We start from the raw sequence: 24,880 nt of genomic DNA, 5'->3' as shown, positions 1-24,880 counted from the left end.
TCGCCGGGGGCGGCTGATCGTCACCGCCTCGCGCACCCCGTACGGCCCCGCCCCACCCCCACATCGCGTCAAAGAGACGATTACACTGGCGACCGTGCCTCAACTACGTCTCGCCCTGAATCAGATCGACGCCGTCGTCGGTGATCTCGCCGGCAACGCGGACTCGGTCGTGCAATGGACCCGGCACGCCGCGGAGCGGGGCGCCCACCTGGTCGCCTTTCCCGAGATGGTGCTGACCGGCTACCCCGTGGAGGACCTCGCGCTGCGCTCCACCTTCGTGGACGCCAGCCGCGCCGCCCTGCGCGCGCTCGCCACCCGCCTCGTCGACGAGGGTCTCGGCGGGCTCCCCGTGGTCCTCGGCTACCTCGACCGCAGCGAAACCGATCAGCACCGCTACGGGATGCCCGCGGGCTCCCCGCGCAACGCCGCCGCCGTGCTGCACCAGGGCCGCGTCGTGCTCCGCTTCGCCAAGCACCACCTGCCGAACTACGGCGTCTTCGACGAGTTCCGCTACTTCGTGCCGGGCGACACGCTGCCCGTCGTGCGGGTGCACGGCGTCGACGTGGCCCTCGCCATCTGCGAGGACCTGTGGCAGGACGGCGGCCGTGTGCCCGCGACCCGCGCGGCGGGGGCGGGGCTGCTGCTGAGCATCAACGCGTCCCCCTACGAGCGCGAGAAGGACGACACGCGTCTCGACCTGGTCCGCAAGCGCGCCCAGGAGGCGGGCTGCACGACCGCGTACGTCGCGATGTCCGGCGGGCAGGACGAGCTGGTCTTCGACGGCGACTCGATCGTCGTCGACAAGGACGGCTCCGTCCTCGCGCGTGCCCCGCAGTTCACCGAGGGCTGTTTCCTCCTCGACCTGGACCTGCCCGTGGCGCCGCCCGAGGAGCCCGTCGGGACCGTCCACGACGGGCTGCGCATCGAGCACGTCACGATCTCGCCGACGCCGCTGCCCGCGTACGAGCCCGAGTACACCGGGGAGTACGCCGAGCGTCTGGAGGACGCCGAGGAGGTGTACGGGGCGCTCGTCACGGGACTGCGCGCGTACGTGCGCAAGAACGGGTTCCGCACCGTCCTCATCGGCGTCTCCGGCGGCATCGACTCCGCGCTCACGGCCGCGATCGCCTGCGACGCGATCGGCGCGGAGAACGTGTACGGGGTCTCGATGCCCTCGAAGTACTCCTCGGAGCACTCCAAGGACGACGCGGCCGACCTCGCCGCGCGCACCGGGCTGCACTACCGCTCCGCGCCCATCGCCCCCATGTTCGACGCCTACATGGCGGCGCTCGGCTTCACGGGGCTCGCCGAGGAGAACCTCCAGGCGCGGCTGCGCGGCACGACGCTGATGGGCATCTCGAACCAGGAGGGGCAGATCGTCCTCGCTCCCGGCAACAAGTCGGAGCTGGCGGTCGGCTACTCGACGCTCTACGGGGACGCGGTCGGCGCCTACGGCCCGATCAAGGACGTCTACAAGTCGCAGGTCTTCCAGCTCGCCCGCTGGCGCAACCGGGCGGCGGAGGAACGCGGCGAGACCCCGCCCATCCCGGAGAACACGATCGCCAAGCCGCCGAGCGCCGAACTGCGCCCGGGGCAGGTCGACACCGACTCGCTCCCCGACTACGACGTGCTCGACCGCATCCTCGCGATGTACGTCGACCGCGACCAGGGCTCGGACGAGATCGTCGCGGCCGGTTTCGACCCGGAGGTCGTCGCGCGCGTGCTGCGCATGGTCGACAACGCCGAGTACAAGCGGCGCCAGTACCCGCCGGGGACGAAGATCTCCGCGAAGGGGTTCGGGAAGGACCGGCGGATGCCGATCACGAATCGGTGGCGGGAACGCGCGGGGGTGTGAGGCGGGGGGGGGCGGGCGGCTGTCTGGTGCCGTTCCCGCCCCCCTTGGCGTTCCCGCGGGGTGTCCCTTCCCGGGGCTCCGCCCCGAACCCCGCTCCTCAATCTCCCCCAGCCTTCGGCCGGGAGGTACCCCCAGAGGGGCTTTCAAATTCAAACGCCGGAGGGCTTCAATCGGTGCTCGTCGACGCCAGGCGGATCGACGCCGCCACCGGGAGGTGGTCGGAACCCGTGCGGGGCAGGGTCCAGGAGGAGACCGGTTCGGCGCCCCCGACGAGGATCTGGTCGATGCGGGCCATCGGGAAGCCCGCCGGCCAGCTGAAGCCGAAGCCCTTGCCCGCCGCGCCCTGCGTGGAGCGCAGCTGCGAGGTCACCGGGGAGAGGGCGCGGTCGTTCATCGTGCCGTTGAGGTCGCCGACGAGGACCTTGTTGGTGAGCGGCTCCTCGCGGATCGCCTTGCCGAGCGCCTCGGCGCTGCGGTCGCGCTGGCCCGCGACGAAGCCGGTGTCGAGCTTGACGCGGACCGAGGGCAGGTGCGCGACGAAGACCGCGACGGGGCCCCTGGGGGTCTCGGCGGTCGTGCGCAGGGCGCGCTCCCAGCCCAGTTCCAGATCGACGGGCTTCGTGCCGCGCAGCGGGTACTTGCTCCAGAGGCCGACGGTGCCCTTGGTGACGTGGTACGGGTACGTGGCCTTGAGGGCGCTCGCGTACTTCGGCACGGCCTGCTCGGTCAGCTCCTCCAGGGCGAGGAGCTGGGCGCCGGAGCCGACGAGGGTGCGGACGGTGCCGGGGAGGTCACCGTTCTCGGCGTTGACGTTGTGGGTGACGACGGTGAGGTCGCCGCGCGACTGGTCGTGTCCGAGGACGAGACCGCCGAACAGGTTGAGCCACACCGCGACGGGCACCACGAGGGCGAGGAGCGCGGTCGCCGAGCGCCGTACGAGCGCGAGGACGAGGAGCACGGGAACGAAGAGCCCGAACCACGGCAGGAAGGTCTCCAGGAGGCTGCCGAGGTTGCCGACACGGTTCGGGACATGGGCGTGGACGACCATGAGGCCCGCGAGCGCGAGCGCCAGCACGGCGAGCACGATGCCGCGCCGCCACAGCCCCGGGAGCCGCCCGCCGCCCGGCGTCCCGGTGCGCCGGCCCGCGAGGCGCATCCGGCCGCGCAGCCCTTCGGGGCGCTGTCCCTCACTACCCGTTTCCGCCTTGTACGCCTGCGCCATCGTGCCGCCTCACTGACCACCGTGCACCCGTTCCGCCCCTGACCCTAGGGGATGAGAAGACCCCTGCCCGCCGCCACGGCGGACCTGTGTGCGCTCTGGGTGTGGAGGGGCCCGGCGGGAGTTCCTGGTTGGGTGCGGGCTGTGGCTTTTGTACGTGCCGAACCACCCCCTCTTTCCGCCATCACGTGCGAGGTGTCACCATGGGGAGTGAATCCGGGGACGCCGCCAGGGCGCTTCGAGATGACCAGAAGGAGCCGCGTGATGAGCGAGCTTTCCGCTGCCCGCGCACAGTCCGAAACTCCCACCGGGACCCTGTACGGCAAGGCCGTGCGCCGCCGGGTCACCGTGCACGACATCGCCCGCGCCAAGGAGCGCGGCGAGAAGTGGGCGATGCTCACCGCCTACGACGCCATGACCGCCTCCGTCTTCGACGAGAGCGGCATCCCGGTCCTCCTCGTCGGGGACTCGATGGGCAACTGCCACCTCGGGTACGACTCGACCGTCCCCGTGACGCTCGACGAGATGACAATGCTCTCCGCCGCCGTCGTACGGGGCACCAAGCGCGCCCTGATCGTCGCCGACCTCACCTTCGGCTCGTACCAGGAAGGGCCGCGGCAGGCGCTGCGCTCGGCGATGCGCCTCGTCAAGGACGCCGGGGTCGGCGCCGTGAAGCTGGAGGGCGGCGAGCGCTCGCACGAGCAGATCAGGACGCTCGTCGAGGCCGGTATCCCCGTCATGGGGCACATCGGGCTCACGCCCCAGTCGGTGAACGCGATGGGGTACCGGGTGCAGGGGCGCGGCGAGGAGGCGGCGGCCCAGCTCCTGCGCGACGCGAAGGCCGTGCAGGACGCGGGCGCCTTCGCCGTCGTGCTCGAACTCGTCCCGGCCGAACTGGCCGCCGAGGTCACGCGCACGCTCGCCATCCCGACCGTCGGCATCGGCGGGGGCGCGGCGACCGACGCGCAGGTCCTGGTGTGGACCGACATGATGGGGCTCACGGGCGGCAAGGTGCCGGGCTTCGTGAAGCAGTACGCGGACCTGCGCGGCCTCCTGGGCGACGCGGCCCGCACGTTCGCCGCCGAGGTCGCGGGCGGCGCCTTCCCGGCGGCGGAGCACGAGGTGCACTGACGGGGGGAGTGCGAGGTGCGGTGACGGCCGGGTACGGGGTGCGCCGACGTCCGTGAGGGCGCGGTGACACGGCGTGCCACGGCTGGGGCCGGTCCGGCGGGGTCTCCCGCCGGACCGGCCCTTTCGCGTGCGGTCGCACACCCGGGGCGCATTCGCTCACGCGTGCGCCCCCCGGACCGACGGGACGCCGACAGATCTCCTCTTTCCGCAGGTCACAGGCGTGTAGGTGAGTTGTGGGCGGCTTGTCGGTGGGGGCTGTCAGGGTTATCGGCATGACGCGAATCGATACGACGAAGACGTGGGGGGACGGCGGGGACATCGCCGTCTCGGTCCGCGGTCTGAAGAAGCACTTCGGCAGCACCAAAGCGCTCGACGGGGTGGACCTCGATGTCCGCCGGGGCACCGTGCTCGGGGTCCTCGGCCCCAACGGCGCGGGCAAGACGACCCTCGTGCGCTGCCTGTCCACCCTGCTCACGCCGGACGCGGGCTCCGCGACCGTGGCGGGCGTCGACGTCCTGCGGCAGCCGAAGGAGCTGCGGCGCAGGATCGGCCTCACGGGCCAGTACGCCTCGGTCGACGCGAAGCTCTCCGGGCGGGAGAACCTCTACCTGATCGGGCGGCTGCTCGACCTGAGCCGCGCCGAGTCGCGGCGGCGTGCCGACGAGCTGCTGGAGCGGTTCTCGCTCACCGAGGCGGCGAAGCGGGTGGCGGGCACGTACTCCGGCGGGATGCGCCGCCGGCTCGACCTCGCCGCCTCCATGATCGGCCGCCCCGCCGTGCTCTACCTGGACGAGCCCACCACGGGCCTCGACCCGCGCACCCGCCAGGAGGTGTGGAGCGAGGTGCAGAGCATGGTCGGCGACGGCGTGACCGTGCTCCTCACCACGCAGTACATGGAGGAGGCGGAGCAGCTCGCGAGCGAGCTGACCGTCATCGACCGCGGGCGGGTCGTCGCCGAGGGGGCGATCGACGAGCTGAAGGCCCGCGTCGGCGGCCGGGTGCTGCGGGTGCGCCCGGTGGACCGGACCGTCCTGCCCGAGGTCGCCCGGCTCGTCGAGGAGAGCGGGCTCACGGGGCTCGCCACGCCGACGCTCGACCAGGAGAGCGGCAGCGTCCTCATCCCCCTCCTGAGCGATGAACAGCTCACCGCGGTCATAGGGCTGCTCGCCACGAAGGACGTGGCGCTCGCCGACCTGCGCACCGAGCTGCCGAGCCTGGACGAGGTCTTCCTCTCGCTCACCGGCCAGAAGGCCACCCACACCGGTCAGGAGCAGCCGCAGGACGGCGCCGCCCCCGTACGAGAGAAGGTCTCGGCATGAGCACCGCCACCCTCACCGCCCCCTCCCCCGCCCCCGTCGCGGACGAGGCGAGGATCGGGCTGCGCGCCCACCTGCGGCACATCGGGGCGCTGACCCGCCGCAACATCCTGTGGATCAAGCAGGACCCGGAGTCGATGTTCGACGCCATCCTGATGCCGCTCGTCTTCACGCTGCTGTTCGTCTACGTCTTCGGCGGCGCGATCGCCGGCAAGGGCAACCAGCAGGAGTACGTGAACTACGTCGTCCCCGGCCTGATGGCGATGATGGGGATGAACATGGCGACCGGCGTGGGGACCGGCTTCAACCAGGACTTCCAGACCGGCGTCATGGACCGCTTCCGGAGCCTGCCCATCGCCCGGTCCTCGGTCCTCATCGCGAAGATCATGGTCGAGATCCTGCGGCTGATCATCGCCGTGGGCGTCCTGCTCGCCGTCGGTTTCGCCCTCGGGCTCTCGGTCTCCAGCGTGCCCGGGCTCTTCGCGTCGATCGGCCTGTCGATCCTCTTCGGCTCCTCGCTCATGTGGATCTTCCTGACGCTCGGCGTGACGATGAAGAGCGCGCAGGCCATCCAGGCGATGGGCTTCCTCGTGATGATGCCGCTCCAGTTCGGCTCCTCGATCTTCACACCGACCTCGACGATGCCGGGCTGGCTCCAGGCCTTCACCGACTACAACCCGATCTCGACGCTCGCCGACGCCTCGCGGGCGCTGTGCAACGGCGGCCCGCTCACGCACGGGCTGACGTGGACGCTGATCTGGACGGTGGCGATCACGGTGGTCATGGCGCCGATCGCGATCCACAAGTTCCGGACGAAGTCCTCCTGAGCGGGACGAGGGGACGGCACGAGGGGGCGGGGCACGGATGACGTACGGGTGGAAGCCGCGGCTCCGGCGGGAACGTTCAGTTCCGGCCGGGGGGCGCGGCTTCGCCGGTGCCGGAGGGCGCGGCCCGGTCCTTGCCGGGGGGCGCGGCCTCGCCGTCGTACGAGGTGACCGGGACGGCTTCGCGCAGGAGGGCGAGGCCCTCGCGGAGGCCGAGAGCGGCGCCCTCGGTGCGCGCGCCGGCCACGGAGCGGGCATCGAGCGGGAAGGTGGCGTCCTCGGCGGCGGCCGCGATGAGCCGCTCGGTCTCCGCGTGCAGCTCGGTCTCGACGCGGGACTCGTGGCGCGGCTCGGGCAGCGCGGCGCCGACGGCGGCGAGGAGGCGCGCGGCGAGGAGCAGATCGGGGGCGGAGCGGCGGGCCGTGCCGCGCAGGGCCAGCGCGTAGGCGGCGGTGCGGAGGTGGCCGGCGGGCAGCTGCGGGGCCATGAGGAGCGCGATGTCCTCGAAGATCGCGTCGAGGGACTGCCCCAGGCGGCGCAGGGACTCCTCGTATCGGCCTTCCAGGGCGTCGAGCCAGCCCTCCAGACGGCCGATCATGCTGTCGAAGAGGACGAAGGAGCCGTGGCCGAAGTCGGCGCGCAGCCGGTCGACGACCTGCCGCGCCTCGGCGAGGCGTCCGGTCCCGGCATAGCGCATGGCGAGGAAGAGGTGGGCGACGGGCCGGGCCTCGGCGCTCACCGGGCCCCGCTCCTCGAAGATCTCGCGCAGGAGTCCCTCGCCCCGCTCGCCCTCCGCGGGGTCGCCGGACTCGATGAGGAGGCCGGCCATCCGGGCCCGCAGGACGCCGGTCTGGCTGTGCGCGCCGAGGGCCGCGGCGTGGGTCATCGCCTCCTCGTAGTCGGCGGCGGCCTCGGTGTAGCGCCCGTGTCCCTCCAGGACCTCCGCGCGGGCGGCCAGGGCCTCGGCGGCGCCCCAGCTGTCGCCGAGTTCGCGGAAGATCCGCAGCGCCTCGCCCGCGTCGGCGAGGGCGTCGCCGTCGAGGTCGGAGCGGTTGGCGAGGAGGTTGGCGCGGTTCTGGAGGGCGACGGCGAGTTCCCAGGGCAGGCCGAGGTCCCGCGCGGTGCGCACGGTGCTGTCGGCGACCTCGTGGACGAGGGCGAGGTTGCCGGTGAAGAGGATCGCGAAGAACCAGACGTTGGCCGGGGGACGGCAGGTCTGCGGCAGCCCCGGCCGGTAGACCTCGGCCATGCGGTGCAGCCGTCTGCGCCCGGCGGGATCGCCCCAGCGCTCCAGGTCCATGTCCATGTGGGCGAGGTGGATGAGGTGCACGCCGCGCCGGGCCTCGTCGAGCACGGGGCCGGTCCACGGCGGGGGTGTGGCGGTGCAGCTCTCCGGTACGGGCGGCGCCTCGGCGGCGCCCTCGGCGAAGGGGTCGGGGCCGAGAGCGGCCGCCGCCCCCGCCCAGTGCGTGGCCTCGCCGCGCGGGCCGCGGATCTGCCAGTACCAGGCGAGCGAGAGGACGAGGCACAGCGCCTCCTGCTCCTCGGCCCGCTCCACCGCCTCGCGCAGGGCGAGGCGCAGGTTCTCGTACTCCGCCTCCAGGCGGGCGATCGCCGCGACCTGTCCGGGGCCGCGCAGGAGCGGGTCCGTGGTGCGGGCGAGTTCGCGGTAGTGCAGGAGGTGGGCGCGGCGGGTCGCCGCCTCGGCGCCCTCCTCGGCGAGGCGTCCGGCGGCGTACTCGGCGACGGTCTCCAGGAGCCGGTAGCGCATCGTGCCGTCGGGGGCGGGCGCGGCGATGACGAGGGACTTGTCGACGAGGGCGCCGAGCACGTCGGGCACGTCCCGGGCGGGTGCCCCGGGGGCGGCGCACACGGCTTCGACGGCGGCGAGGTCGCAGCCGCCCGCGAAGACGGAGAGGCGGGCGAGGAGGGCGCGTTCGCGCGCGGCGAGGAGGTCCCAGGACCAGTCGACGACGGCGCGCAGGGTCTGCTGGCGGGGCAGCACGGTGCGGCTGCCGGTGGTCAGGAGCCTGAAGCGGTCGTCGAGGCGGTCGGCGATCTGGCGCGGGGTGAGCAACCGCAGCCGCGCCGCGGCGAGTTCGATGGCGAGGGGGAGGCCGTCGAGGCGGCGGCAGATCTCGGCGACCGCCTCGGGCTCGGTGGCGGGGGTGAAGCCGGGGCTGACGGCGGCGGCGCGTTCGGTGAAGAGGCGGCGTGCGGCGGGTTCGGGGAGGGGCTCGACGGGGCGGAGCACTTCGCCGGGGACGCCGAGCGGTTCGCGGCTGGTGGCGATGACGGTGAGGCGGGGGCAGCGTTCGAGGAGGGTCTGCGCGAGGTGCGCGGCGGCGCCGACGACGTGTTCGCAGTTGTCGAGGAGGAGGAGCATCCGGCGGGGGGCGCAGTACTCGGTGAGCCGGGTGAGGACGTCGTCGTACTGCCGGTCCGTCGCGACGCGGAACTCCTCGGCCCCGGCGCCGCGCAGCACGGTCTCGCGCGCGCCGACCGCGCCGAGCACGGCGGCGGGGACGCCCTCAGGGTCGGTGACGGGTGCGAGTTCGGCGAGCCAGACGCCGTCGGGGGCGCGGTCGCTGAGGCTCTCGGCGGTCTCCTGGCTGAGCCGCGTCTTGCCGGAGCCGCCGGGCCCGAGGAGCGTCACGAGCCGGGAGCCTTCAAGGTCGGCGCGCAGGGTCTCGATATCGGTGCGGCGGCCGACGAAGGAGGTGAGGCGCGCGGGGAGGTTGCCGGGGCGCGGGGAGCGCGGCGAGGAGTCCGCGGACGGTTTCTCACCTGCGCCGCCCGCGCCGCCCGCCCCGCCCGCGTCGGAGCCCGCGCCCGCGCCGAGGAGTTCGGTGTGCAGGGCGCGCAGGGCGGGGCCCGGGTCGGTGCCGAGGCGGTCCGCGAGGGTACGGGCGAGGGTCGCGTACGCGGCGAGCGCTTCGGCGTGGCGCCCGGTGTCGCGCAGAGCGCGCAGGCGCAGCAGGTGCAGGGGTTCGTCGAGGGGATGGGCGCGGCACAGGGCGGTGAGCGGGGGGAGCGCCTTCTCGGCGTGGCCGAGGTCGAGTGCGGCGGCCCAGCGCGCGGTACGGGCGGTGCGCAGCCGTTCCGCCCAGTGGCGGGCCTCCGCCGCCGCCCCCGGCAGGTCGGCGAGCGGCGGCTCGGCCCACAGCGCGAGAGCCTCGTCGAGCAGCCCGGCGGCGCGGGCGGGCTCCCCGGCGTCGAGCGCGGCCCGCCCCTCGTCGGCGAGCCGCCCGAAGCGGTGCAGGTCCACGGCCTCGGGCGGGACGTCGAGCCGGTACCCGGGCGGCTCCGAGACGATCGCACCGGGCCCGAGCGCCCGCCGCAGCCGCCCGACGAGCGCTTGCAGCGCCGCCTGCGGCTCCGCCGGCGGATCGGCGCCCCAGACCTCGTCGGCGAGCACGGTCGCGGACACGCTCCGCCCGGCCCGCACGGCGAGCACGGTGAGCAGCGCGCGCAACCGCGCCCCGCCGAGGGGAACGGCGCTGCCGTCGGGACGGTGAGCGGCGGTGGTGCCGAGGACGCGGTAGTACACGGGGACCATTGTGTACGGGGCGCGGTCGGGCGGGCGGGGCGGGCGGCGGGGCGCCGGGGGCGCGTGCGCGTCAGGCACCGGGTCGGCGTACGGGTTCGACCTCGACCAGGATGCCGGTCTCGCGCACGCCGGGGAGGTAGCCGATGGTCCGGAGGAGGACGATGCCGCCCGTCGTCCCGGTGTCGTCGGGGGGCTCGGACAGCGCCTCCGGGCAAGCGAAGATCTTGGGCGACGTGGTGACCTCGCGCAGATACGGGGGCTCCTCGGGGTCGGGCACGCTGCTGCCCTCGCCGTCCGGCACCTCGGGCTCGCAGCGCACCCACATGCGGCGGACGCGGAGCGGGAGGAAGTCACCACCGGTGCCGTGGCCGCCGACGAGGAGTTCACCTCTGAGCCGTACGGGATCAGGGCCGGGGTCGAGGTGCGGCGCCCCGGTGAGTGCGAGGCTCACGAGACCGTAGGGCGTCACGAAGTCGAGCGGCGGGCCGTCGTCGTCCGCGTCGAAGTCACCGTCGTCCCCGTCCTCGTCCTCCTCGCCGTCCTCCTCGAAGTCACCGTCGGGGGCGGGGTCGACGTCCTGGGCGGCGGTCCCTTCCTCCACCCGTCCCTCCACCGTCTCCGGTCCCTCGCCCCCTACCGCCAGCACGAGTGGCCACCGCACCGTATCGCCCACCGCGAAGGGCTCGCCGCAGCACTCGAACTGCCAGCTCTCGTAGAAGACCTGCCACCGTGTCATGCCGTCAGTCTTCCGGGTGGTGGCGGGCTCTGGACGGAACGGGCGGGGTTCGCGATCCGTTGAGGGGACAGTTCGCCCGTTGTGGGTACCGTCCTCGTACTCTTGCCCGAACCCGGCCCGGACGGTGAGCCGGGCAGTGATCCCCAGCTTTGGAGCAGCCCCCATGGCGACCCCGTACGCGCGAGGCCCGCGACCCGGCCGTTCGGACCGACGGGTCAGTCCCGTCTTCCTCGGGATCGTCGCGGTGGCCGCCGTCTCCGGATGGGCGGTGTGGACCGGGTACGCGGACGCGACGGCCTTCGCGGTGTTCCTCTTCGTCACCGCGATGTGGGTCGTGTCGCTGTGCCTGCACGAGTACGCGCACGCGCGGACCGCGTTGCACGGCGGGGACCTGAGCGTCGAGGCCAAGGGCTATCTGACGCTCAACCCGGCGAAGTACACGCACGCGCTGCTGAGCGTCGTACTGCCCGTGGTCTTCGTGATCCTCGGCGGTTTCGGTCTGCCGGGCGGGGCGGTGTACATCGATCGGGGCGCGATCAGGGGCCGCTGGCGGCACAGCCTGATCTCGGCGGCGGGGCCGCTCACGAACGTGCTCTTCGCCGTCGTGTGCACGGCCCCCTTCTGGCTGCACGCGCTCGACGGGGTGCCGCGGTCCTTCCAGTACGCGCTGGGCTTCCTCGCGCTGCTCCAGGTGACGGCGGCGATCCTGAACTTCGTGCCGGTGCCGGGCCTCGACGGCTACGGGGTGATCGAGCCGTGGCTCTCGCCGGGCGTGCGCCGGCAGGTGGAGCCGTTCGCCCCGTTCGGGCTGATCGCGGTCTTCGCGCTGCTGTGGGTGCCGGAGGTGAACGTGGCGTTCTTCGACGCGATGCACGGCCTGCTGCGGGCGCTCGGGGTGCCCGAGTTCGACACGTACTGCGGCCGGAACCTGTACCGGTTCTGGGTGGAGCGGGACCCGATCTGCGGGCTCGGCGGCTGAGGCCGGACGGGGCTCAGCCGGTGACGGGCGTGGCGTCCCGGCGCTCGGCCCGCGCGCGGCGCACGTAGTACCAGCACATGTTCGAGGAGACCCCCGCGAGCAGCACCCACACGATCCCCAGCCAGCTTCCCTGCGTGAAGGAGACCGCGGCGGCGGCGACGGCGAGGACGCAGACGACGAGGGCGTAGAGCGCGAGGCGGGGCATGGGGGTGGCTCCTTGTCGTGGACGGGCGGGCCTGCTGCCCGACCAGTGTCCCCCATGCCCCGGTCCGCCCCGCTCCGGGGGCTCGCTCCCTGCGCCGGTTCCCTGGGCCGGCTCCCTGGGCCGGCTCCGTGGGCTCGCTCCGGGCAGCGGCTGTCAGACGTCGGTGACGCGCAGGCCCGCGTGGGCCTTGTAGCGGCGGTTGACGGAGATGAGGTTGGCGACGAGCGACTCGACCTGGTGCGCGTTGCGCAGCCGTCCGGCGAAGACGCCGCGCATGCCGGTGATGCGCTGGGCGAGGGCCTGGACGAGGTCGGTGTCGGCGCGGGCCTCGCCGAGCACGAGGACGTCGGTGTCGATGCTCTCGACGGCGGGGTCCTGGAGGAGCACGGCGGACAGGTGGTGGAAGGCCGCCGTCACGCGCGAGTCGGGGAGGAGGGACGCGGCCTGCTCGGCGGCGCTGCCCTCCTCGGGCGTGAGGGCGTAGGCGCCCTTCTTGTCGAAGCCGAGCGGGTTGACGCAGTCGACGACGACCTTGCCCGCGAGGTCCGCGCGCAGCGATTCGAGGAGCGCCTTGTGACCGTCCCAGGGCACGGCGACGATCACGACGTCACTGCGCCGCGCGCACTCCGCGTTGTCCGCGCCCTCGACGCCGTGCCCGATCTCGGCGGCGGCCCCGGCGGCCCGCTCGGCGGCCCGCGAGCCGATGATCACCTTCTGGCCCGCGAGCGCGAGCCGGTAGGCGAGGCCGCGTCCCTGGTCGCCCGTGCCCCCGAGCACGCCGACGACGAGCTGGGAGACGTCGGGGAGTTCCCAGGGGTCCTTGCGGGGCGGCTTCTGCGCGTGATCGTCCGTGGTAGTCATGGCCGCAGCCTACTGGCAAGTAGGGGTGCGTTCCGTGCGGAAAATCGCTGGCACGCGTCCTTTCTCTGCCTCATAGTCGTCCGCCGTGAGCTTCCTCTCCCGTGTGCTGCCCGATCGGACCCCCTGGCGGACGCTGCCGGACTTCCGGCGGCTGTGGGTCCAAGGCGTCGTCACCTCGCTCGGCGGCTTCATGGCGGTGGTCGCGCTGCCGCTCCAGATCAAGGAGCTGACGGGTTCGCCGTTCGCGGTCGGCGCGATGGGACTCGTGGAGCTGGTGCCGCTCGTGGTGTGCGGGCTGTACGGCGGGGCGCTCGCGGACGTGGCGGACCGGCGCCGGGTCATCCTGCTCACGGAGGCGGGGCTCGGGGTACTCGCCGCCGTGCTGTTCGTCAACGCGCTGCTGCCGCACCCGTCGCTGTGGCCGCTGTACGTCGTGGCGGCGGGGGTCTCGGGGCTGAGCGGCCTTCAGCGCCCGGCCCTTGACGCGCTCATCGCCCGTATCGTCCCGCACGAGCAGGTCCCGGCCGCCGCCGCGCTCAACTCGCTGCGCGCGAACCTCGGCGCGATCGCGGGCCCTTCTCTCGCGGGCGTCGTCGTCGCCTCGGCGGGTACGGCGACGGCGTACGCGCTGACGACGGCGGGTTTCGCGGTCTCGGTGATGCTCTGCCGACGTCTGTCCCCCGCGCCCGCGCGGAGCACGGACGAGCGGCCCTCGCTGCGCGGGATCGCGGAGGGCGCCGCGTACGCCTGGTCGCGGCCCGTCCTCCTCGGGACGTACGCGGTGGACATGGCCGCGATGCTCTTCGCCGTCCCCGACGCGCTTTTCCCTTTCCTCGCCGACGACCTCGGCGCGCCCTGGGCGCTCGGGTTCATGTACGCGGCGATCTCGCTGGGTTCGCTGCTGGTCGGCCTGACGAGCGGGTGGGTCGCGCGGGTGCGCGCGCACGGCCTGCTCGTGGTGGGCGGGGCCGCCGCGTGGGGGCTCGCGATCGCCGCGGCCGGGTGGAGCGCGAACGTGTGGCTGCTGCTCTTCTTCCTCGTGCTCGCAGGGGCGGGGGACATGGTGAGCGGGCTCGGCCGTTCGACGATCTGGAACCAGACGATCCCGGACGGCCTGCGGGGCCGGCTCGCGGGGATCGAGGTGCTGTCCTTCAGCACGGGCCCGCAGCTCGGTCAGTTGCGCGGCGGTACGGTCGCGGGCTGGACGGGTGCGCGGACGGCCCTGTGGTCGGGCGGCCTGGCCTGCGTGGCGGCGGTCGGGCTGCTCGCCGCCGTACTGCCCAAGATGGTGCGCTACGACGCGGAGACGGACGCGGACGCGCTGCGCCGCCGGGCGGAGAAGCAGGCCGGGGAGCACCTCGGGAAGGGGGCCGGGCAGTTCCCCGTACCGCCGGCGGCCGCGGCCCCCGCCGAGGAGCCGGCCTGAGCCCGACTGCCCGGCGGGACCTGTTCTTTGCCGCCCCTTGACCTCAAGCGGGCTTGAGGGCACAGACTCCGTCCATGACCGCGCGAACGGATCAGGCAGAGATCACCGCACTCGTCGACCGCTTCTTCCTGGCGCTCGACACCCGCGAGTTCACCCCCGGGTGGGCTCGCCCCTTCCTCACGGACGACGCGCACATGGAGGCCCCGGTCGGCTCGACGCGGGGCGCGGAGGCGGTACGCGCCGCCGAGACCGCCCTGCTCCGCTTCGCCCGCACGCAGCACTTCGCCTCGGGCGTCGTGACGGACGCGGCCTTCGGGACCGACCACGCCACGGCCTCGTGGAACGCGTACATGGTCCACGTCCACCACTCCCCCGGCGCCGACCCCCTCTTCGTCGTGGGCGGCCGCTGGGAGGCCGGGCTGCGCCGCACGGCGGAGGGCTGGCGCTTCACCACGATGAAGGTGCGTGTGGTGTGGACCCGGGGGGAGCCGCCGACGACGGAGACGGAGACGGAGACGGAGACAGAGACGGAGTGAACGAGCCGGGCGTGGTGCCGACGGCGGCGGAGCACAGAGAGCGTGCGGGCCGCCGCCGTCACGCGATTCCGGACCGCGAGGTGCCCCCGGCCCTCACTGCTCCTCGGGTCGTCCCCCGTCCCCCCACCGCTCGTCGTTCTCCCACTCGCGGTTGCGTTCGGCCGCGCGTTCCATCGCGTGTTCGGCCTCCACCCGGGTGGCGTAGGGGCCCATGCGGTTCTTGGAGGGGCACTGGGGGCCCTCCTCGACCTTGGCGTGGTCCAGGCAGTAGTACCACTCGCCCGGTTTGCCGCTGCCCTGCTTGTCGCTCCTGCCGAAGAGAGCCATGCGCTCCGTCCTTCCGCGGTCCGGCCGGGTGCTGCCCCGGGCTCCGCTCCCATCGTGCCCGAGATCGGGCCGCTCAGTCGGGACGGAGCCCGCCGCCCGGCTCCGTACGCGGCCCCGCCCCCGCCGCCCGGCCGCCATAGACTCACCCCATGTCTGGCCAGTCATTTGTCGTAAGCGGAAAGATCTCCCCCGTGCGGGGTGTCCCCAAGGACATCCCCCGCCCCGAATACGTCGGGAAGCCGGCGCCCACGCCCTACACCGGGTCCGAGGTGCAGGACGCGGAGACGATCGAGAGGATGCGCGTCGCGGGGCGGATCGCGCGGCGGGCGATGGACGAGGCGGCGAAGCACATCGCGCCCGGCGTCACCACCGACGAACTCGACCGCGTCGCGCACGAGTACATGGTCGACCACGGCGCCTACCCCTCGACCCTCGGCTACCGCGGGTTCCCGAAGTCGCTGTGCACCTCCGTCAACGAGGTCATCTGCCACGGCATCCCCGACTCGACGGTGCTGCGCGACGGCGACATCGTGAACCTCGACGTCACCGCCTTCAAGGACGGCGTGCACGGCGACAACAACGCGACCTACCTCGTCGGCGACGTGGACGAGAGCTCGCGCCTGCTCGTGGAGCGGACCCGTACGGCGCTGGACCGGGCGATCAAGGCCGTGCGCCCCGGACGGCAGATCAACGTCATCGGGCGCGTCATCGAGTCGTACGCGAAGCGGTTCGGCTACGGCGTCGTACGGGACTTCACCGGGCACGGCATCAACACGTCCTTCCACTCCGGTTTGATCGTGCCTCACTACGACAGCCCGCACGCCACGACCGTGATGCGCGAGGGCATGACCTTCACGATCGAGCCCATGCTCACGCTCGGCACCTACGACTACGAGCAGTGGGACGACGGCTGGACGGTCGTGACGAAGGACCGCGAGCGCACCGCCCAGTTCGAGGAGACGCTCGTCGTGACGGCGACGGGGGCGGAGATCCTGACGACGCCCTGAGCCGGACGGGCGGAGCGCGCCGCGCGGAGTTTTGCCGACAGCCCGTCGGGAACCCATTGACTTAGGCATACCTAAGTTAGATGATCGTGCCTGGTTCCCCCACGCTCCGCTACTCCTTCACGCCCTGGAGGTCCTCCTTGGACACCTCGACGGACGTCTCCCCCGGCTTCCCCCGTGCCGCCGGGTCCGCTGAGACCCCCTTCTCGACCGTCATCCGCACCGCCTCGCACGCCCAGCACACCGAGGCCGAGAACTCAACCTTCATGAGCGACCTGCTCGGTGGGCGGCTCGGCGTGGACGCCTTCGCGCGGTACACCGAGCAACTCTGGTTCGTCTACCGGGCCCTGGAGGAGCACTCCGCCGCGCTCGCGGGCGATCCCGTCGCCGGGCCGTTCGTCGATCCGGACCTGGCCCGGCTCCCCGAGCTGGAGCGGGACCTCGCGCACCTGCGCGGGCCCGGCTGGCGCGCGGGGCTCGCCCCGCTCCCCGCCACCGAGGCGTACGCGGCGCGGGTGGCCGAGTGCGCGGCGGGCTGGCCGGGCGGGTACGTGGCGCACCACTACACGCGCTACCTCGGGGACCTCTCGGGCGGGCAGATCATCCGTGACAGGGCCGAGCGGACGTGGGGGTTCGCGCGCAAGGGCGACGGGGTCCGCTTCTACGTCTTCGCGACGGTGCCGAATCCGGCCGCCTTCAAGCGCGGTTACCGCGAGCGGCTCGACGCGCTGCCGCTCGACGCGGTGGACAAGGAGCGGGTCGTGGAGGAGTGCCGGCGCGCCTTCGCGCTCAACACGGGCGTCTTCCGCGCGCTCGGCGAGGAGTTCCCGCTCGCCGCCGCGTAGCCGCCGCGCGGGCCCGACAGGAACGGAACGGCGGCCCGGCGCCCCCGCCCGAAGGAGGGGGTGCCGGGCCGCCGCGGTTCATCCCTGTGCGGGTGTCACGCGTCGCAGCGCTTCACGTACGACAGGTTCTTCACGTAGCGGGCCGCGACCCAGCCCTTCGAGCCCGTGCGGTACCAGACGCTGTTGCCGTCGACGGGGCGGCCGTCGATGATCTTGCAGCGCAGCTCGATGATCGCGCCCGGCCTGACGGTGCGCAGGACCTTCGAGTTGGTGGTGGGCTTCTCCCGAACGTTCAGCTCGATCCGCGAGACGACCTTGCCCTTGGCGTACTTGGCCGCGGCCGGGCTGGTGATCGTCTGGGTGCCGGTCTGGTCGTTCGCGAGCGCGGGGGTCGCGAGGACGGTACCGGTCAGCAGGACGCCCACGAGAGCGGCGGCCGTGCGGGTTGCGCGCATTGAGTTCCTCCGTGCCGTTGCCCGGGCGGGTCCCGGGCCGTGACCGGGGCGTCGGCACCCCGGTCACGTCCCTTGATCGCACGCGGCGGGCGCCGGGGGCGAGAACGAAACGGCTGCTTCACCCGGGCGGCGGCGGGCGCACCGGGAGTGCGGCGGCCGTTCGGGGCGCGCCCCCTGCCTCAGCCCGCCGAAGCTTTGCCCCCGCCCGGTCGCGTCCCCAGCACCCCTTTACCCGCGCCCGCGCGCCGCCCGCCGCGCCCCCTCACCGTTCCCCCTCCGCGAACCGCACCCGCCCGCCCAGTTCCACGGACCCGTCGGGTCCCGGCGCCGTGAGCAGTTGCGAGCCCCTGCCCTGGCGGATGTTGAGCGCGCGCCCGAGGTGCGCCGTGAGCGCGATCGCCGCCGAGCCCGTGGCCTCGTCCTCGTCGATGCCGTCCCCGCGCCCGGGGAAGCCCCTGGCCCGTACCCGCCCCGCCCTCTCGTCCTCCCAGGCCCACGCGTACTGCCAGCCCCCGCCCGGCGCGGGGACGGGCAGGGCGTCGACCTCCTCGGGGCTCGCGCAGCGGACGGGGACGCGCTCGGCCGCCCACGCGGCGCGGGCGGTGATCCAGGTGAACTCGCCGTCCGAGCGGGTCTCGACACGTCCGGCGGGCGGGGCGAGTTCGGGGAGGTCGAGGAGCCAGGCGCAGCCGACGAGCGGGTGGCCGGCGAAGGGCAGCGCGGTGCCGGGGGTGCGGATGTCGAGCACGCCGCGCTCGGGGTCGTCGACGAAGACGGTCTCGCTGTACCCGAGCCGCGCGGCGAGCGCCTGGCGCTCCGCGTCGCCGGGGAGGAGCGCGCCGTCGCGGACGACGCCGAGCGCGTTGCCGTGCCGCCCGGCGGCGTCGCAGAAGACCCGCAGGACGTCGAGGGCGGGGGTGCCTGGTGTGCTCATGCCCCGCATTGAACCGCATCCGGGCGCGGGGGCGGGCGGGGCGGGGACCGCGCGCGAAGGGGCCGCGCCCCGCGCGCGTACGGGGGACGTGCGTACGGACGCGAAGGGGCGCGGCCCCGCCGGCCGGTGAGTGGCCGCTCACCGGCCGGGGCGAGGGCGCGGGGGCGGGACGGCGGTCACGTGACGACAGCGGACCGCCCCGCCGCACCGGCCCTCGGGCTCAGGCCTGCTCGGTGGGGCCGCCGCGGCGGCGGCGCGCGACGTACACGGCGCCCGCTCCGGCCGCGACGACGGCGGCGGCGGCGCCGAGGAGCGGTCCGGTGGGCACTCCCGCGCCGGTCGAGGCGAGGGAGCCGGTGGCGCCGTCCGTGCCGAAGCCCGAGCCGCTCGCGCCGGAGCCGGTACCGCCCGAGCCGGTGCCGGTGCCCGTGCCGCCGCCCTCGCCCGTGCCCGCGCCGTCGGCCGGGAGGTCGGCGTCCTCGCTCAGGGCGAGGCTGACGGTGACCGGGTCGAGGGCGTCGCCGGCCTTGTAGAGCGAGCCGGTCGTGTCGTTGGCGAAGGCCGCGGCGCCCGCGGCCGTGAAGGTGGCGGGGACCTGGCCGAGCGTCAGCACGTCGTTCTTGACGGCGTAGGAGGCCGAGGAGAGGTCGAGCTTCGCGAAGTCGACGTCGTCCTTGGTGCCCTGGGGGGTCGTGACGTCGAGCGTGAGGGTGCCGCCGGTGCCGCTCGTGACGACCTTGACGTCGCTGAACCTCATGTCGATCCCGTGCGCCTTGTACGTGAAGCGCACTCCGCCGCCGAAGGCCACGTCGGTCTTCTTCGCGTCCGCGTCGGCGGTGCCGGAGGCGTACGGGAAGGTGAAGATCTCGCCGCTCTTCTTCGCGCCGCCGGAGACCTCGCTGCCGCCGCCCGTCGCGATGTACTTGCGCCAGGACTCCTTGAGGCCCCAGGTCAGGGCGCCCTTGGCGACGGCGCCGGAGGTGGCGGGGGTCTCGCCGGGCTTGTCACTCGGCTCGGCGCCGGGCTCTCCGGTCGGCTTGTCGCTCGGCTCGGCGCCGGGCTCGTCGCCCGGCTCTCCGGTGGGTTCGCCGCCCGGTTCCTCGGAGGGCTTGCCGCCCGGCTCGTCCGTGGGCTTGCCGGTGGGCCCGTCCGTGGGCTTGCCGGTGGGCCCGTCCGTCGGGCCCGTCGTCGGTTCCTGCGAGGGCTTGCCGCTGTCCGCGGTCACCGTCAGGGTCGCGGCGTCGAGCGCGGCACCGGCCTGGTAGAAGCCCTGGAAGGCCTTGGAGCCCTCGGCGGTGAGCGTGGCGGGTATGTCCTCGAAGACCATCGCGCCGCCCGCGCCCGTGCCCGGCCGGACGCCGGCGAGGCTCAGGTCGGCGATGACGACGTCCTGATCGGTCGTCGACTTGCCGTCCGTGACCGTTGTGACGTCGGCGGAGATGCCGCCACCGGTCGTGGTCGTCGTGACCTGGAGGTCGCTCAGCTTGATGTCGAGGACGCCCTCGTGGCCCTCGAAGCGCACGCTGCCGTTGAAGGCGGTGTGCGTGCCGTGGGTGCCGGTGTCGTACGTGCCCGTGCCGCCCGTGAAGGTGAAGGGGCCGTTGTCCGCCGCCTGCGTGGCGCCGTCGCCGGGGGTGATCTCGCCGTTCGCGATGGGCGAGAGGAGGTACTTGCGGAAGGACTCCTTCACGCCCCAGTCGAGCGTGCCGTCCTTGAGCGTGAGGGCCGGTGCCTTCGCGCCCTGTGTGGCGGCGGAGGCGGTGGGCAGGGTGAGCGCGCCGGTGCCGAGCGCCGCCGCGGAGGCGACGGCGGCGGCCAGGACGGTGGTCTTGCGGCGTCTGGTGACTGCCATGGTGGCTTACTGCTCCTCGGGTGGACCGTCCCCGGGTGCGGGGACGGTGGTGGGTGTTGGGGGTGGGGGCGGGGGCCGCGTCGCGTACGGGGTACGGCCCGCGGTCACTCGCCCGGTGTCGTCCCCGCGGTGGTGTCCCCGGCGTCCGCGCGCGCCTTGCGCCTGCGCGTGAGCCCGACGGCCGTGCCCGCGGCGGCGACCAGGACCACGGCTGCCGCGCCGAGCGCGAGCGGCACGGCCGGGGAGTCGTCGTCGGAGGCGGCAGCGGTCGCCACGGGGCTCGCCGTGGGGGAAGGGGTGGTCTTGGCGGCCTTCTCCGGCGCGGCGGAGGCGTCGCTGCCGATGTCGGGCAGGGCCGGGAGTCGCGCGGTGTCGTCGAGGGCGACGGCGAGCGAGACGGGGTCCATCGCGGTGCCCGCCTTATAGACACCGCCGAAGACCTCGGCGCCCTCGGCGGTGAGTCGCGCGGGCGCCTCGGTGAGCAGGACGAGGCCGCCGTCCTGCTTCAGCTTCTTCGCCTCGAAGGTGACGAGGGTGCGGGTACGTGCTTTCGCGCCGCCCTCGCGCACCTTCGCGCTGAGCGTGCCCGCGCCCGCGCGCACCTTCACGTGCGGCGCGGCGATGCTCAGGTCGAGGTCGTGGGCGCCGGTGAAGCGGAGCGTGCCGGTGAAGTCGGCGTCGAGACGGCCGTTCTTCGCCTCGTACGTACCGGAGCCGCGCGGGAAGCGGAAGAGCGCGCCGCCGTCCCGCGCGCCCTCCTTGAGCGTCCACCCGCCCTCCGCGACAGGTCCCGTCACGTACTCGCGCCACGTGCGGCGCACGCCCCAGTCGAGCGCGGCGTCCTCGATCCGGGCCTTCGCTGCGGGCTTCTTCGCGGGGCCCTTCGAGGGACTCGGACTCTTCGACGGGGCCGGGGACTTGGTGGCGGCGGCGAGGACGTCGACGGAGAGCGTGACGGGGTCGAGCGCCGTACCGGCCGTGTAGTAGCCGGCGAAGGCGCTCGCGCCCTGGGCGGTGAGCGTCGCGGGCACGTCGGCGAGGCCGATCGGGGTGCCGCCGCCCTTGGTGCTGATCCCGCCGAGGTTCAGGGTGGCGAGCGGGACCTGGGCGCGGTCGCTCCACTGCCCGTTGCCCTTCGCCTTGCTCCGCATGTCGGCGTAGAGCGTGCCCGCGCCGTTCGCGACGTGGACGGTGGGGCGGCTGATGGTGAGGTCGAGTGCGTACGAGGCGCCCTTCTTGTGCCCGACGAAGTGCACCCCGCCCGCGAAGCTCGTGCGCAGCGCGCCGCTGTCCGGGTCGTACGTCCCGCTCGCGGACGGGAAGCGGAACTGGCTGCCCCCGACCGTCCCGGCCCCGCCGCTCAGGCTCCAACTGCCTTGCGCGATGGGCCCGGTGACGTAGCTCTGGAACGAGGACTTGATACCCCAGTCGAGCCGGCCGCCGCTCACCGTGCGTGCGTCGGCGTGCGCTTGGCCGAACGGGAGCAGGGCGAGCGGGAGGGCCAGCGACAAGGCGAGGGCCCCGGAACGTGCCGGGCGGCGCGAGGCGTGCTTCATGGACACCTTCAGAAAGGGGCGGGCGGGGGCTGAACGGAAAGGAGAGGTCAACCCGGCAAAGCCCTGGTCAATGAGGTAAGGCTAACCTAATCTATATGCCGTGGTCCCGGGAACCCCCCGGTTCCCCACAAACCGGCACGAACCCAGCACGAACCCAGCAAGAACCCAGCACGACAGGATGGTTGATCAGGTGCGCACCCGACTGAGGCCGTCGTCCACGGCCGCGAGACGGCCGCCGCTTTCGGCCCGCTTCCGGCTCGGCGCCGCACTGCTCGCCGTACTCGCCGTCGCGGCCTGCGGCACGGACGGCGGCTCGGGCTCCGGCGGGAACGGGGGCGCCCCCCGGGCCTCGGCGGGCGCCGCCGCGCACCGCGACCGCGTCGAACCGCTCGCCGGGAAGCCCTCGCCACAGCTGCCCGCGCGGGTCGAGTCGGCGGACGGGCACACCGTCACCGTCGAGGACGTCTCGCGGATCGTGCCCCTCACCGGGAGCCTCAGCGAACTCGTCTTCAGTCTCGGGCTCGGTGACCACGTCGTGGCGAGGGACGTCACGGCGACCTTCGAGCAGGCGCGGAAGCTGCCGCTTGTGACGCGCGCGCACGACGTCTCGGCCGAGAACGTCCTCTCGCTGCGCCCGACGCTCGTCCTCGCGGAGTCCACGACGGGGCCCGCCGAGGCGATCGAGCAGATACGCGACGCGGGCGTCCCGCTCGTCATCCTCGATCCCGCGAAGAGCCTCGACGACGTCGACGAGCGCATCCACGCCGTCGCGCGGACCCTCGGCGTCCCCGGCGCGGGCGAGGAGCTGGCCCGGCGCACCGACGAACGCCTCGCCGCCGAGCGGAAGAAGATCCCCGCGCACGCCGACCATCCCCGCGTCGCCTTCCTCTATCTGCGCGGCACGGCCTCCGTGTACCTCCTCGGCGGCGCGGAGTCCGGGGCGAGTTCGCTCCTGGAGGCGGCCGGCGCGGTGGACGCGGGCAAGGAGTCCGGGCTGCGCAAGGACTTCACGGCGATCACGAGCGAGGCCCTCGCGAAGGCGGCGCCCGACGCGATCCTCGTCATGAGCAAGGGACTCGACTCGGTCGGCGGCGTCGACGGGCTCCTGAAGATCCCCGGCGTCGCCGAGACCCCCGCCGGTCTCGACCGCCGCGTCGTCGCGGTCGACGACGGCGTCCTCCTGAACTACGGCCCGCGCACGGACGAGGTCCTGGCCACGCTCGTGGACCAGCTCTACGGCGAGTCCGCGAGCAGCGCGGGCGGCAAGTCCGCGAGCGGCAAGGGCGGCGAGGGATGACGGCCTCGGAGGCGGTACGGGCCGACGAAGCGCCCGTGCGGGGCGCGGCGGAACCTCCGCGCGAAGACGCCCTCTCCCCCCGGGCCCCCTCCCCGAAGGCCCCCCGCCCCGTCGCCCGCGTCCTCACCCCCGCCCTCGTCCTCGCCCTCGTCGCCCTGTGCCTCGTCTCCGCGAGCGTCGGCGCGTACCACATCCCGCTCGGCGACCTCCTCGCCTCGCTCGCGCACAAGGTGGGCGTCGGCGGGCACGCGCTCGACCGGGTCGGCGAGAGCGTGCTGTGGAACGTGCGGCTGCCGAGGGTCGTGCTCGCGCTGCTCGTCGGGGCCTCGCTGGGCTGCGCGGGGGCGCTCATGCAGGGCGTGTTCGGCAATCCCCTCGCGGAACCCGGCGTCATCGGGATCTCCTCGGGGGCCGCCGTCGGCGCGGTCGCCTCGATCGCGCTCGGCATCGACTTCCTGGGGAACTGGACGGTTTCCGTCTTCGCCTTCGTCGCGGGACTCGCGACGGTGCTGCTCGTCTACACGCTGTCGCGCGCGGGCGGGCGCACCGAGGTGGTGACGCTGATCCTCACGGGGATCGCCGTCAACGCCTTCGCGGGCGCGCTCATCGGGCTGTTCGTCTTCTTCGCGGACAACGCGCAGGTCTCGCAGATCACCTTCTGGCAGCTCGGTTCCCTCGCGCAGGCCACGTGGCCGAAGGTCCTCGCCGTGCTGCCGTGCGCCCTCGCCGGGCTCGCCGTGGCGCCCTTGTACGCCCGCAAGCTCGACCTGCTCGCGCTCGGCGAACGCCCGGCGCGGCACCTGGGCGTGGACGTGGAGCGGTTGCGGCTCGTCCTCGTGCTCGTCGTGGCGCTGCTGACCGCCGCCGCTGTCGCGGTCTCGGGGATCATCTCGTTCGTGGGGCTGCTCGTGCCGCACCTGCTGCGCATGGTGGCGGGCCCTGGGCACCGCTTCCTCGTCCCGGCGAGCGCGCTGGGCGGGGGGCTCGTGCTCGTGGGCGCGGACCTCGCGGCCCGTACCGTCGCGGCTCCGGCGGAGTTGCCGCTCGGGGTGCTGACGGCGCTCTTCGGCAGCCCGTTCTTCTTCTGGCTGCTGCGCAGGACCCGTCGCAAGCAGGGAGGCTGGGCGTGAGGTGGTACGGAACGGGTGGGCGCGCGCGGCGGTTGCCGGAGCGCCCCGTGCCCGGGGAGACGGTGGCGCGGGCGACGGGGGTCGGGCTCGGGCTCGGGGGGCGGCCGGTGCTGAGCGGCGTCGAACTGCCCGTACGGGCCGGGGAGGTGCTCGCGCTCGTCGGGCCGAACGGGGCGGGGAAGTCGACGCTGCTCGCGGTGCTCGCGGCCGACGCGCGGCCGCGGGAGGGTGCGGTGGAGATCCTGGGGCGGCCCGCCGGGGAGTGGAGCGCGGCGGAACTCGCGCTGCGGCGGGCGGTGTTGCCGCAGGCGGCGACGGTGTCGTTCCCGTTCGCGGCGGAGGAGGTGGTCCGGATGGGCCGTGCGCCGTGGGCGGGTACGGAGCGCGAGGAGCAGGACGAGGCGGCGGTGCGCGAGGCGATGGCGGCGACGGAGACGGCGGCCTTCGCGGGGCGCCCCTTCTCGGCGCTCTCGGGCGGTGAGCGCGCCCGCGTCGCGCTCGCCCGCGTCCTCGCCCAACGGGCCCCGCTCGTGCTGCTCGACGAGCCGACGGCCGCGCTCGACCTGCGCCACCAGGAACTCGTCCTGCGGGTGTGCCGCGAGCGGGCGGCGGCCGGGGACGCGGTCGTCGTCGTGCTCCACGACCTCGGTCTCGCCGCCGCGTACGCGCACCGCGTCGCGGTCCTCCACGAGGGGCGCGTCACGGCGGACGGGCCCCCCGCCGAGGTCCTCTCGGCGGAGCTCCTGAGCGAGGTCTACCGCCAGCCGGTCGAGGTCATCCCCCACCCGGCGACCGGCGGCCCGCTGGTGCTCCCGGTCCGTACCCCGGTCAAGTAGGGCGAG

The 24,880-nt window shown here is 73.9% G+C and carries 22 protein-coding genes; 12 read left to right on the top strand and 10 right to left on the bottom strand.

The window, feature by feature from the left end; translation table 11 throughout:
* The first annotated feature begins 94 nt into the window (after positions 1-94).
* Positions 95-1,855 carry an NAD+ synthase gene (locus ACIP4O_RS09140; RefSeq protein WP_401573164.1) on the top strand — a complete coding sequence of 587 codons (1,761 nt, stop codon included), beginning with the start codon at positions 95-97 and terminating at the stop codon, positions 1,853-1,855.
* 166 nt (positions 1,856-2,021) lie between these two features.
* Here ACIP4O_RS09140 and ACIP4O_RS09135 read toward each other — a convergent pair whose 3' ends face one another.
* A complete protein-coding gene (locus ACIP4O_RS09135; protein ID WP_401573915.1) occupies positions 2,022-3,011 on the bottom strand; it encodes an endonuclease/exonuclease/phosphatase family protein in 990 nt (329 codons plus the stop codon).
* A gap of 327 nt (positions 3,012-3,338) precedes the next feature.
* Here ACIP4O_RS09135 and panB point away from each other — a divergent pair, with 327 nt between their 5' ends.
* The 3 genes from panB (at position 3,339) to ACIP4O_RS09120 (ending at position 6,348) form a co-directional block, all read left to right on the top strand.
* Positions 3,339-4,205, top strand: coding sequence for a 3-methyl-2-oxobutanoate hydroxymethyltransferase (gene panB, locus ACIP4O_RS09130; protein WP_361329872.1), 867 nt, complete (start codon positions 3,339-3,341; stop codon positions 4,203-4,205).
* A 272-nt stretch (positions 4,206-4,477) separates the two neighbouring features.
* Positions 4,478-5,524, top strand: a complete 1,047-nt coding sequence (locus tag ACIP4O_RS09125) for an ATP-binding cassette domain-containing protein (protein WP_401573161.1) — start codon at positions 4,478-4,480, stop codon at positions 5,522-5,524.
* Complete coding sequence (locus ACIP4O_RS09120) at positions 5,521-6,348, top strand: ABC transporter permease (protein WP_401573159.1); 828 nt, start codon at positions 5,521-5,523, stop codon at positions 6,346-6,348. Before ACIP4O_RS09125 ends, ACIP4O_RS09120 begins: the two co-directional genes overlap by 4 nt.
* Before the next feature lie 76 nt (positions 6,349-6,424).
* Here ACIP4O_RS09120 and ACIP4O_RS09115 read toward each other — a convergent pair whose 3' ends face one another.
* A complete protein-coding gene (locus ACIP4O_RS09115) occupies positions 6,425-9,904 on the bottom strand; it encodes a BTAD domain-containing putative transcriptional regulator (protein WP_401573913.1) in 3,480 nt (1,159 codons plus the stop codon).
* Between the two features lie 61 nt (positions 9,905-9,965).
* A complete protein-coding gene (locus ACIP4O_RS09110; RefSeq protein ID WP_401573157.1) occupies positions 9,966-10,631 on the bottom strand; it encodes a DUF6578 domain-containing protein in 666 nt (221 codons plus the stop codon).
* Positions 10,632-10,794: 163 nt separating this feature from the next.
* Here ACIP4O_RS09110 and ACIP4O_RS09105 point away from each other — a divergent pair, with 163 nt between their 5' ends.
* Complete coding sequence (locus ACIP4O_RS09105) at positions 10,795-11,610, top strand: site-2 protease family protein (protein WP_401573155.1); 816 nt, start codon at positions 10,795-10,797, stop codon at positions 11,608-11,610.
* 13 nt (positions 11,611-11,623) lie between these two features.
* On the opposite strand, the gene ACIP4O_RS09100 is transcribed toward ACIP4O_RS09105, so the two are convergent.
* Together ACIP4O_RS09100 and npdG are read right to left on the bottom strand one after the other, a co-directional pair.
* Positions 11,624-11,815: a hypothetical protein gene (locus ACIP4O_RS09100; protein ID WP_401573153.1), complete on the bottom strand. Its 192-nt coding sequence runs from the start codon at positions 11,813-11,815 to the stop codon at positions 11,624-11,626.
* A 153-nt stretch (positions 11,816-11,968) separates the two neighbouring features.
* Complete coding sequence (npdG, locus tag ACIP4O_RS09095; protein ID WP_361329892.1) at positions 11,969-12,676, bottom strand: NADPH-dependent F420 reductase; 708 nt, start codon at positions 12,674-12,676, stop codon at positions 11,969-11,971.
* Positions 12,677-12,761: 85 nt separating this feature from the next.
* On the opposite strand from npdG, the gene ACIP4O_RS09090 reads away from it, so the two are divergent.
* Together ACIP4O_RS09090 and ACIP4O_RS09085 are read left to right on the top strand one after the other, a co-directional pair.
* Entirely contained in the window at positions 12,762-14,102 is a 1,341-nt protein-coding gene (locus ACIP4O_RS09090) for an MFS transporter (RefSeq protein WP_401573151.1), read from the top strand.
* 74 nt (positions 14,103-14,176) lie between these two features.
* A complete protein-coding gene (locus ACIP4O_RS09085) occupies positions 14,177-14,638 on the top strand; it encodes a nuclear transport factor 2 family protein (RefSeq protein ID WP_401573149.1) in 462 nt (153 codons plus the stop codon).
* A 93-nt stretch (positions 14,639-14,731) separates the two neighbouring features.
* On the opposite strand, the gene ACIP4O_RS09080 is transcribed toward ACIP4O_RS09085, so the two are convergent.
* The gene (locus tag ACIP4O_RS09080; RefSeq protein WP_361329901.1) at positions 14,732-14,965 is read right to left on the bottom strand and encodes a hypothetical protein; all 234 of its coding nucleotides are present in this window, start codon (positions 14,963-14,965) and stop codon (positions 14,732-14,734) included.
* Between the two features lie 149 nt (positions 14,966-15,114).
* Here ACIP4O_RS09080 and map point away from each other — a divergent pair, with 149 nt between their 5' ends.
* Together map and ACIP4O_RS09070 are read left to right on the top strand one after the other, a co-directional pair.
* Complete coding sequence (map, locus tag ACIP4O_RS09075; protein ID WP_401573146.1) at positions 15,115-15,972, top strand: type I methionyl aminopeptidase; 858 nt, start codon at positions 15,115-15,117, stop codon at positions 15,970-15,972.
* A gap of 137 nt (positions 15,973-16,109) precedes the next feature.
* Positions 16,110-16,814, top strand: a complete 705-nt coding sequence (locus ACIP4O_RS09070; RefSeq protein ID WP_401573911.1) for a heme oxygenase (biliverdin-producing) — start codon at positions 16,110-16,112, stop codon at positions 16,812-16,814.
* A 95-nt stretch (positions 16,815-16,909) separates the two neighbouring features.
* Here the strand turns inward: ACIP4O_RS09070 and ACIP4O_RS09065 are convergent, their stop codons facing one another.
* The 4 genes from ACIP4O_RS09065 to ACIP4O_RS09050 all read right to left on the bottom strand — a co-directional run bounded on the left by ACIP4O_RS09065 (position 16,910) and on the right by ACIP4O_RS09050 (position 21,611).
* A complete protein-coding gene (locus ACIP4O_RS09065; protein ID WP_361329910.1) occupies positions 16,910-17,269 on the bottom strand; it encodes an SH3 domain-containing protein in 360 nt (119 codons plus the stop codon).
* Between the two features lie 262 nt (positions 17,270-17,531).
* A complete protein-coding gene (locus ACIP4O_RS09060) occupies positions 17,532-18,203 on the bottom strand; it encodes a PhzF family phenazine biosynthesis protein (RefSeq protein WP_401573144.1) in 672 nt (223 codons plus the stop codon).
* A 220-nt stretch (positions 18,204-18,423) separates the two neighbouring features.
* Positions 18,424-20,055 (bottom strand): HtaA domain-containing protein, encoded by a 1,632-nt coding sequence (locus ACIP4O_RS09055; protein ID WP_401573142.1) that lies wholly within the window; start codon positions 20,053-20,055, stop codon positions 18,424-18,426.
* A gap of 104 nt (positions 20,056-20,159) precedes the next feature.
* On the bottom strand, positions 20,160-21,611 hold the full coding sequence (locus ACIP4O_RS09050) for an HtaA domain-containing protein (RefSeq protein ID WP_401573140.1): 1,452 nt from the start codon (positions 21,609-21,611) through the stop codon (positions 20,160-20,162).
* A gap of 190 nt (positions 21,612-21,801) precedes the next feature.
* On the opposite strand from ACIP4O_RS09050, the gene ACIP4O_RS09045 reads away from it, so the two are divergent.
* Genes ACIP4O_RS09045 through ACIP4O_RS09035 form a run of 3 tightly spaced genes read left to right on the top strand, consistent with a single transcriptional unit; the run spans position 21,802 to position 24,874 of the window.
* A complete protein-coding gene (locus ACIP4O_RS09045) occupies positions 21,802-22,908 on the top strand; it encodes a hemin ABC transporter substrate-binding protein (RefSeq protein ID WP_401573138.1) in 1,107 nt (368 codons plus the stop codon).
* Entirely contained in the window at positions 22,905-24,038 is a 1,134-nt protein-coding gene (locus ACIP4O_RS09040) for a FecCD family ABC transporter permease (RefSeq protein ID WP_401573136.1), read from the top strand. Before ACIP4O_RS09045 ends, ACIP4O_RS09040 begins: the two co-directional genes overlap by 4 nt.
* The gene (locus ACIP4O_RS09035) at positions 24,035-24,874 is read left to right on the top strand and encodes a heme ABC transporter ATP-binding protein (protein ID WP_401573134.1); all 840 of its coding nucleotides are present in this window, start codon (positions 24,035-24,037) and stop codon (positions 24,872-24,874) included. Before ACIP4O_RS09040 ends, ACIP4O_RS09035 begins: the two co-directional genes overlap by 4 nt.
* Positions 24,875-24,880 lie beyond the last annotated feature (6 nt).

The sequence above is a fragment of the Streptomyces sp. NPDC088923 genome (assembly GCF_044749745.1).
Taxonomy (GTDB): domain Bacteria; phylum Actinomycetota; class Actinomycetes; order Streptomycetales; family Streptomycetaceae; genus Streptomyces.
The sequence above is the reverse complement of the archived record's forward strand: the minus strand, read 5'-3'. Positions and strand labels throughout refer to the sequence as shown.

Coding starts and splice junctions, on each gene's coding strand:
- ACIP4O_RS09135 (WP_401573915.1), bottom strand. CDS start 3,011: ATGCGCCTCGCGGGCCGGCGCACCGGGACGCCGGGCGGCGGGCGGCTC.
- panB (WP_361329872.1), top strand. CDS start 3,339: ATGAGCGAGCTTTCCGCTGCCCGCGCACAGTCCGAAACTCCCACCGGG.
- ACIP4O_RS09125 (WP_401573161.1), top strand. CDS start 4,478: ATGACGCGAATCGATACGACGAAGACGTGGGGGGACGGCGGGGACATC.
- ACIP4O_RS09120 (WP_401573159.1), top strand. CDS start 5,521: ATGAGCACCGCCACCCTCACCGCCCCCTCCCCCGCCCCCGTCGCGGAC.
- ACIP4O_RS09115 (WP_401573913.1), bottom strand. CDS start 9,904: ATGGTCCCCGTGTACTACCGCGTCCTCGGCACCACCGCCGCTCACCGT.
- ACIP4O_RS09110 (WP_401573157.1), bottom strand. CDS start 10,631: ATGACACGGTGGCAGGTCTTCTACGAGAGCTGGCAGTTCGAGTGCTGC.
- ACIP4O_RS09105 (WP_401573155.1), top strand. CDS start 10,795: ATGGCGACCCCGTACGCGCGAGGCCCGCGACCCGGCCGTTCGGACCGA.
- ACIP4O_RS09100 (WP_401573153.1), bottom strand. CDS start 11,815: ATGCCCCGCCTCGCGCTCTACGCCCTCGTCGTCTGCGTCCTCGCCGTC.
- npdG (WP_361329892.1), bottom strand. CDS start 12,676: ATGACTACCACGGACGATCACGCGCAGAAGCCGCCCCGCAAGGACCCC.
- ACIP4O_RS09085 (WP_401573149.1), top strand. CDS start 14,177: ATGACCGCGCGAACGGATCAGGCAGAGATCACCGCACTCGTCGACCGC.
- ACIP4O_RS09080 (WP_361329901.1), bottom strand. CDS start 14,965: ATGGCTCTCTTCGGCAGGAGCGACAAGCAGGGCAGCGGCAAACCGGGC.
- map (WP_401573146.1), top strand. CDS start 15,115: ATGTCTGGCCAGTCATTTGTCGTAAGCGGAAAGATCTCCCCCGTGCGG.
- ACIP4O_RS09065 (WP_361329910.1), bottom strand. CDS start 17,269: ATGCGCGCAACCCGCACGGCCGCCGCTCTCGTGGGCGTCCTGCTGACC.
- ACIP4O_RS09060 (WP_401573144.1), bottom strand. CDS start 18,203: ATGAGCACACCAGGCACCCCCGCCCTCGACGTCCTGCGGGTCTTCTGC.
- ACIP4O_RS09055 (WP_401573142.1), bottom strand. CDS start 20,055: ATGGCAGTCACCAGACGCCGCAAGACCACCGTCCTGGCCGCCGCCGTC.
- ACIP4O_RS09050 (WP_401573140.1), bottom strand. CDS start 21,611: ATGAAGCACGCCTCGCGCCGCCCGGCACGTTCCGGGGCCCTCGCCTTG.
- ACIP4O_RS09040 (WP_401573136.1), top strand. CDS start 22,905: ATGACGGCCTCGGAGGCGGTACGGGCCGACGAAGCGCCCGTGCGGGGC.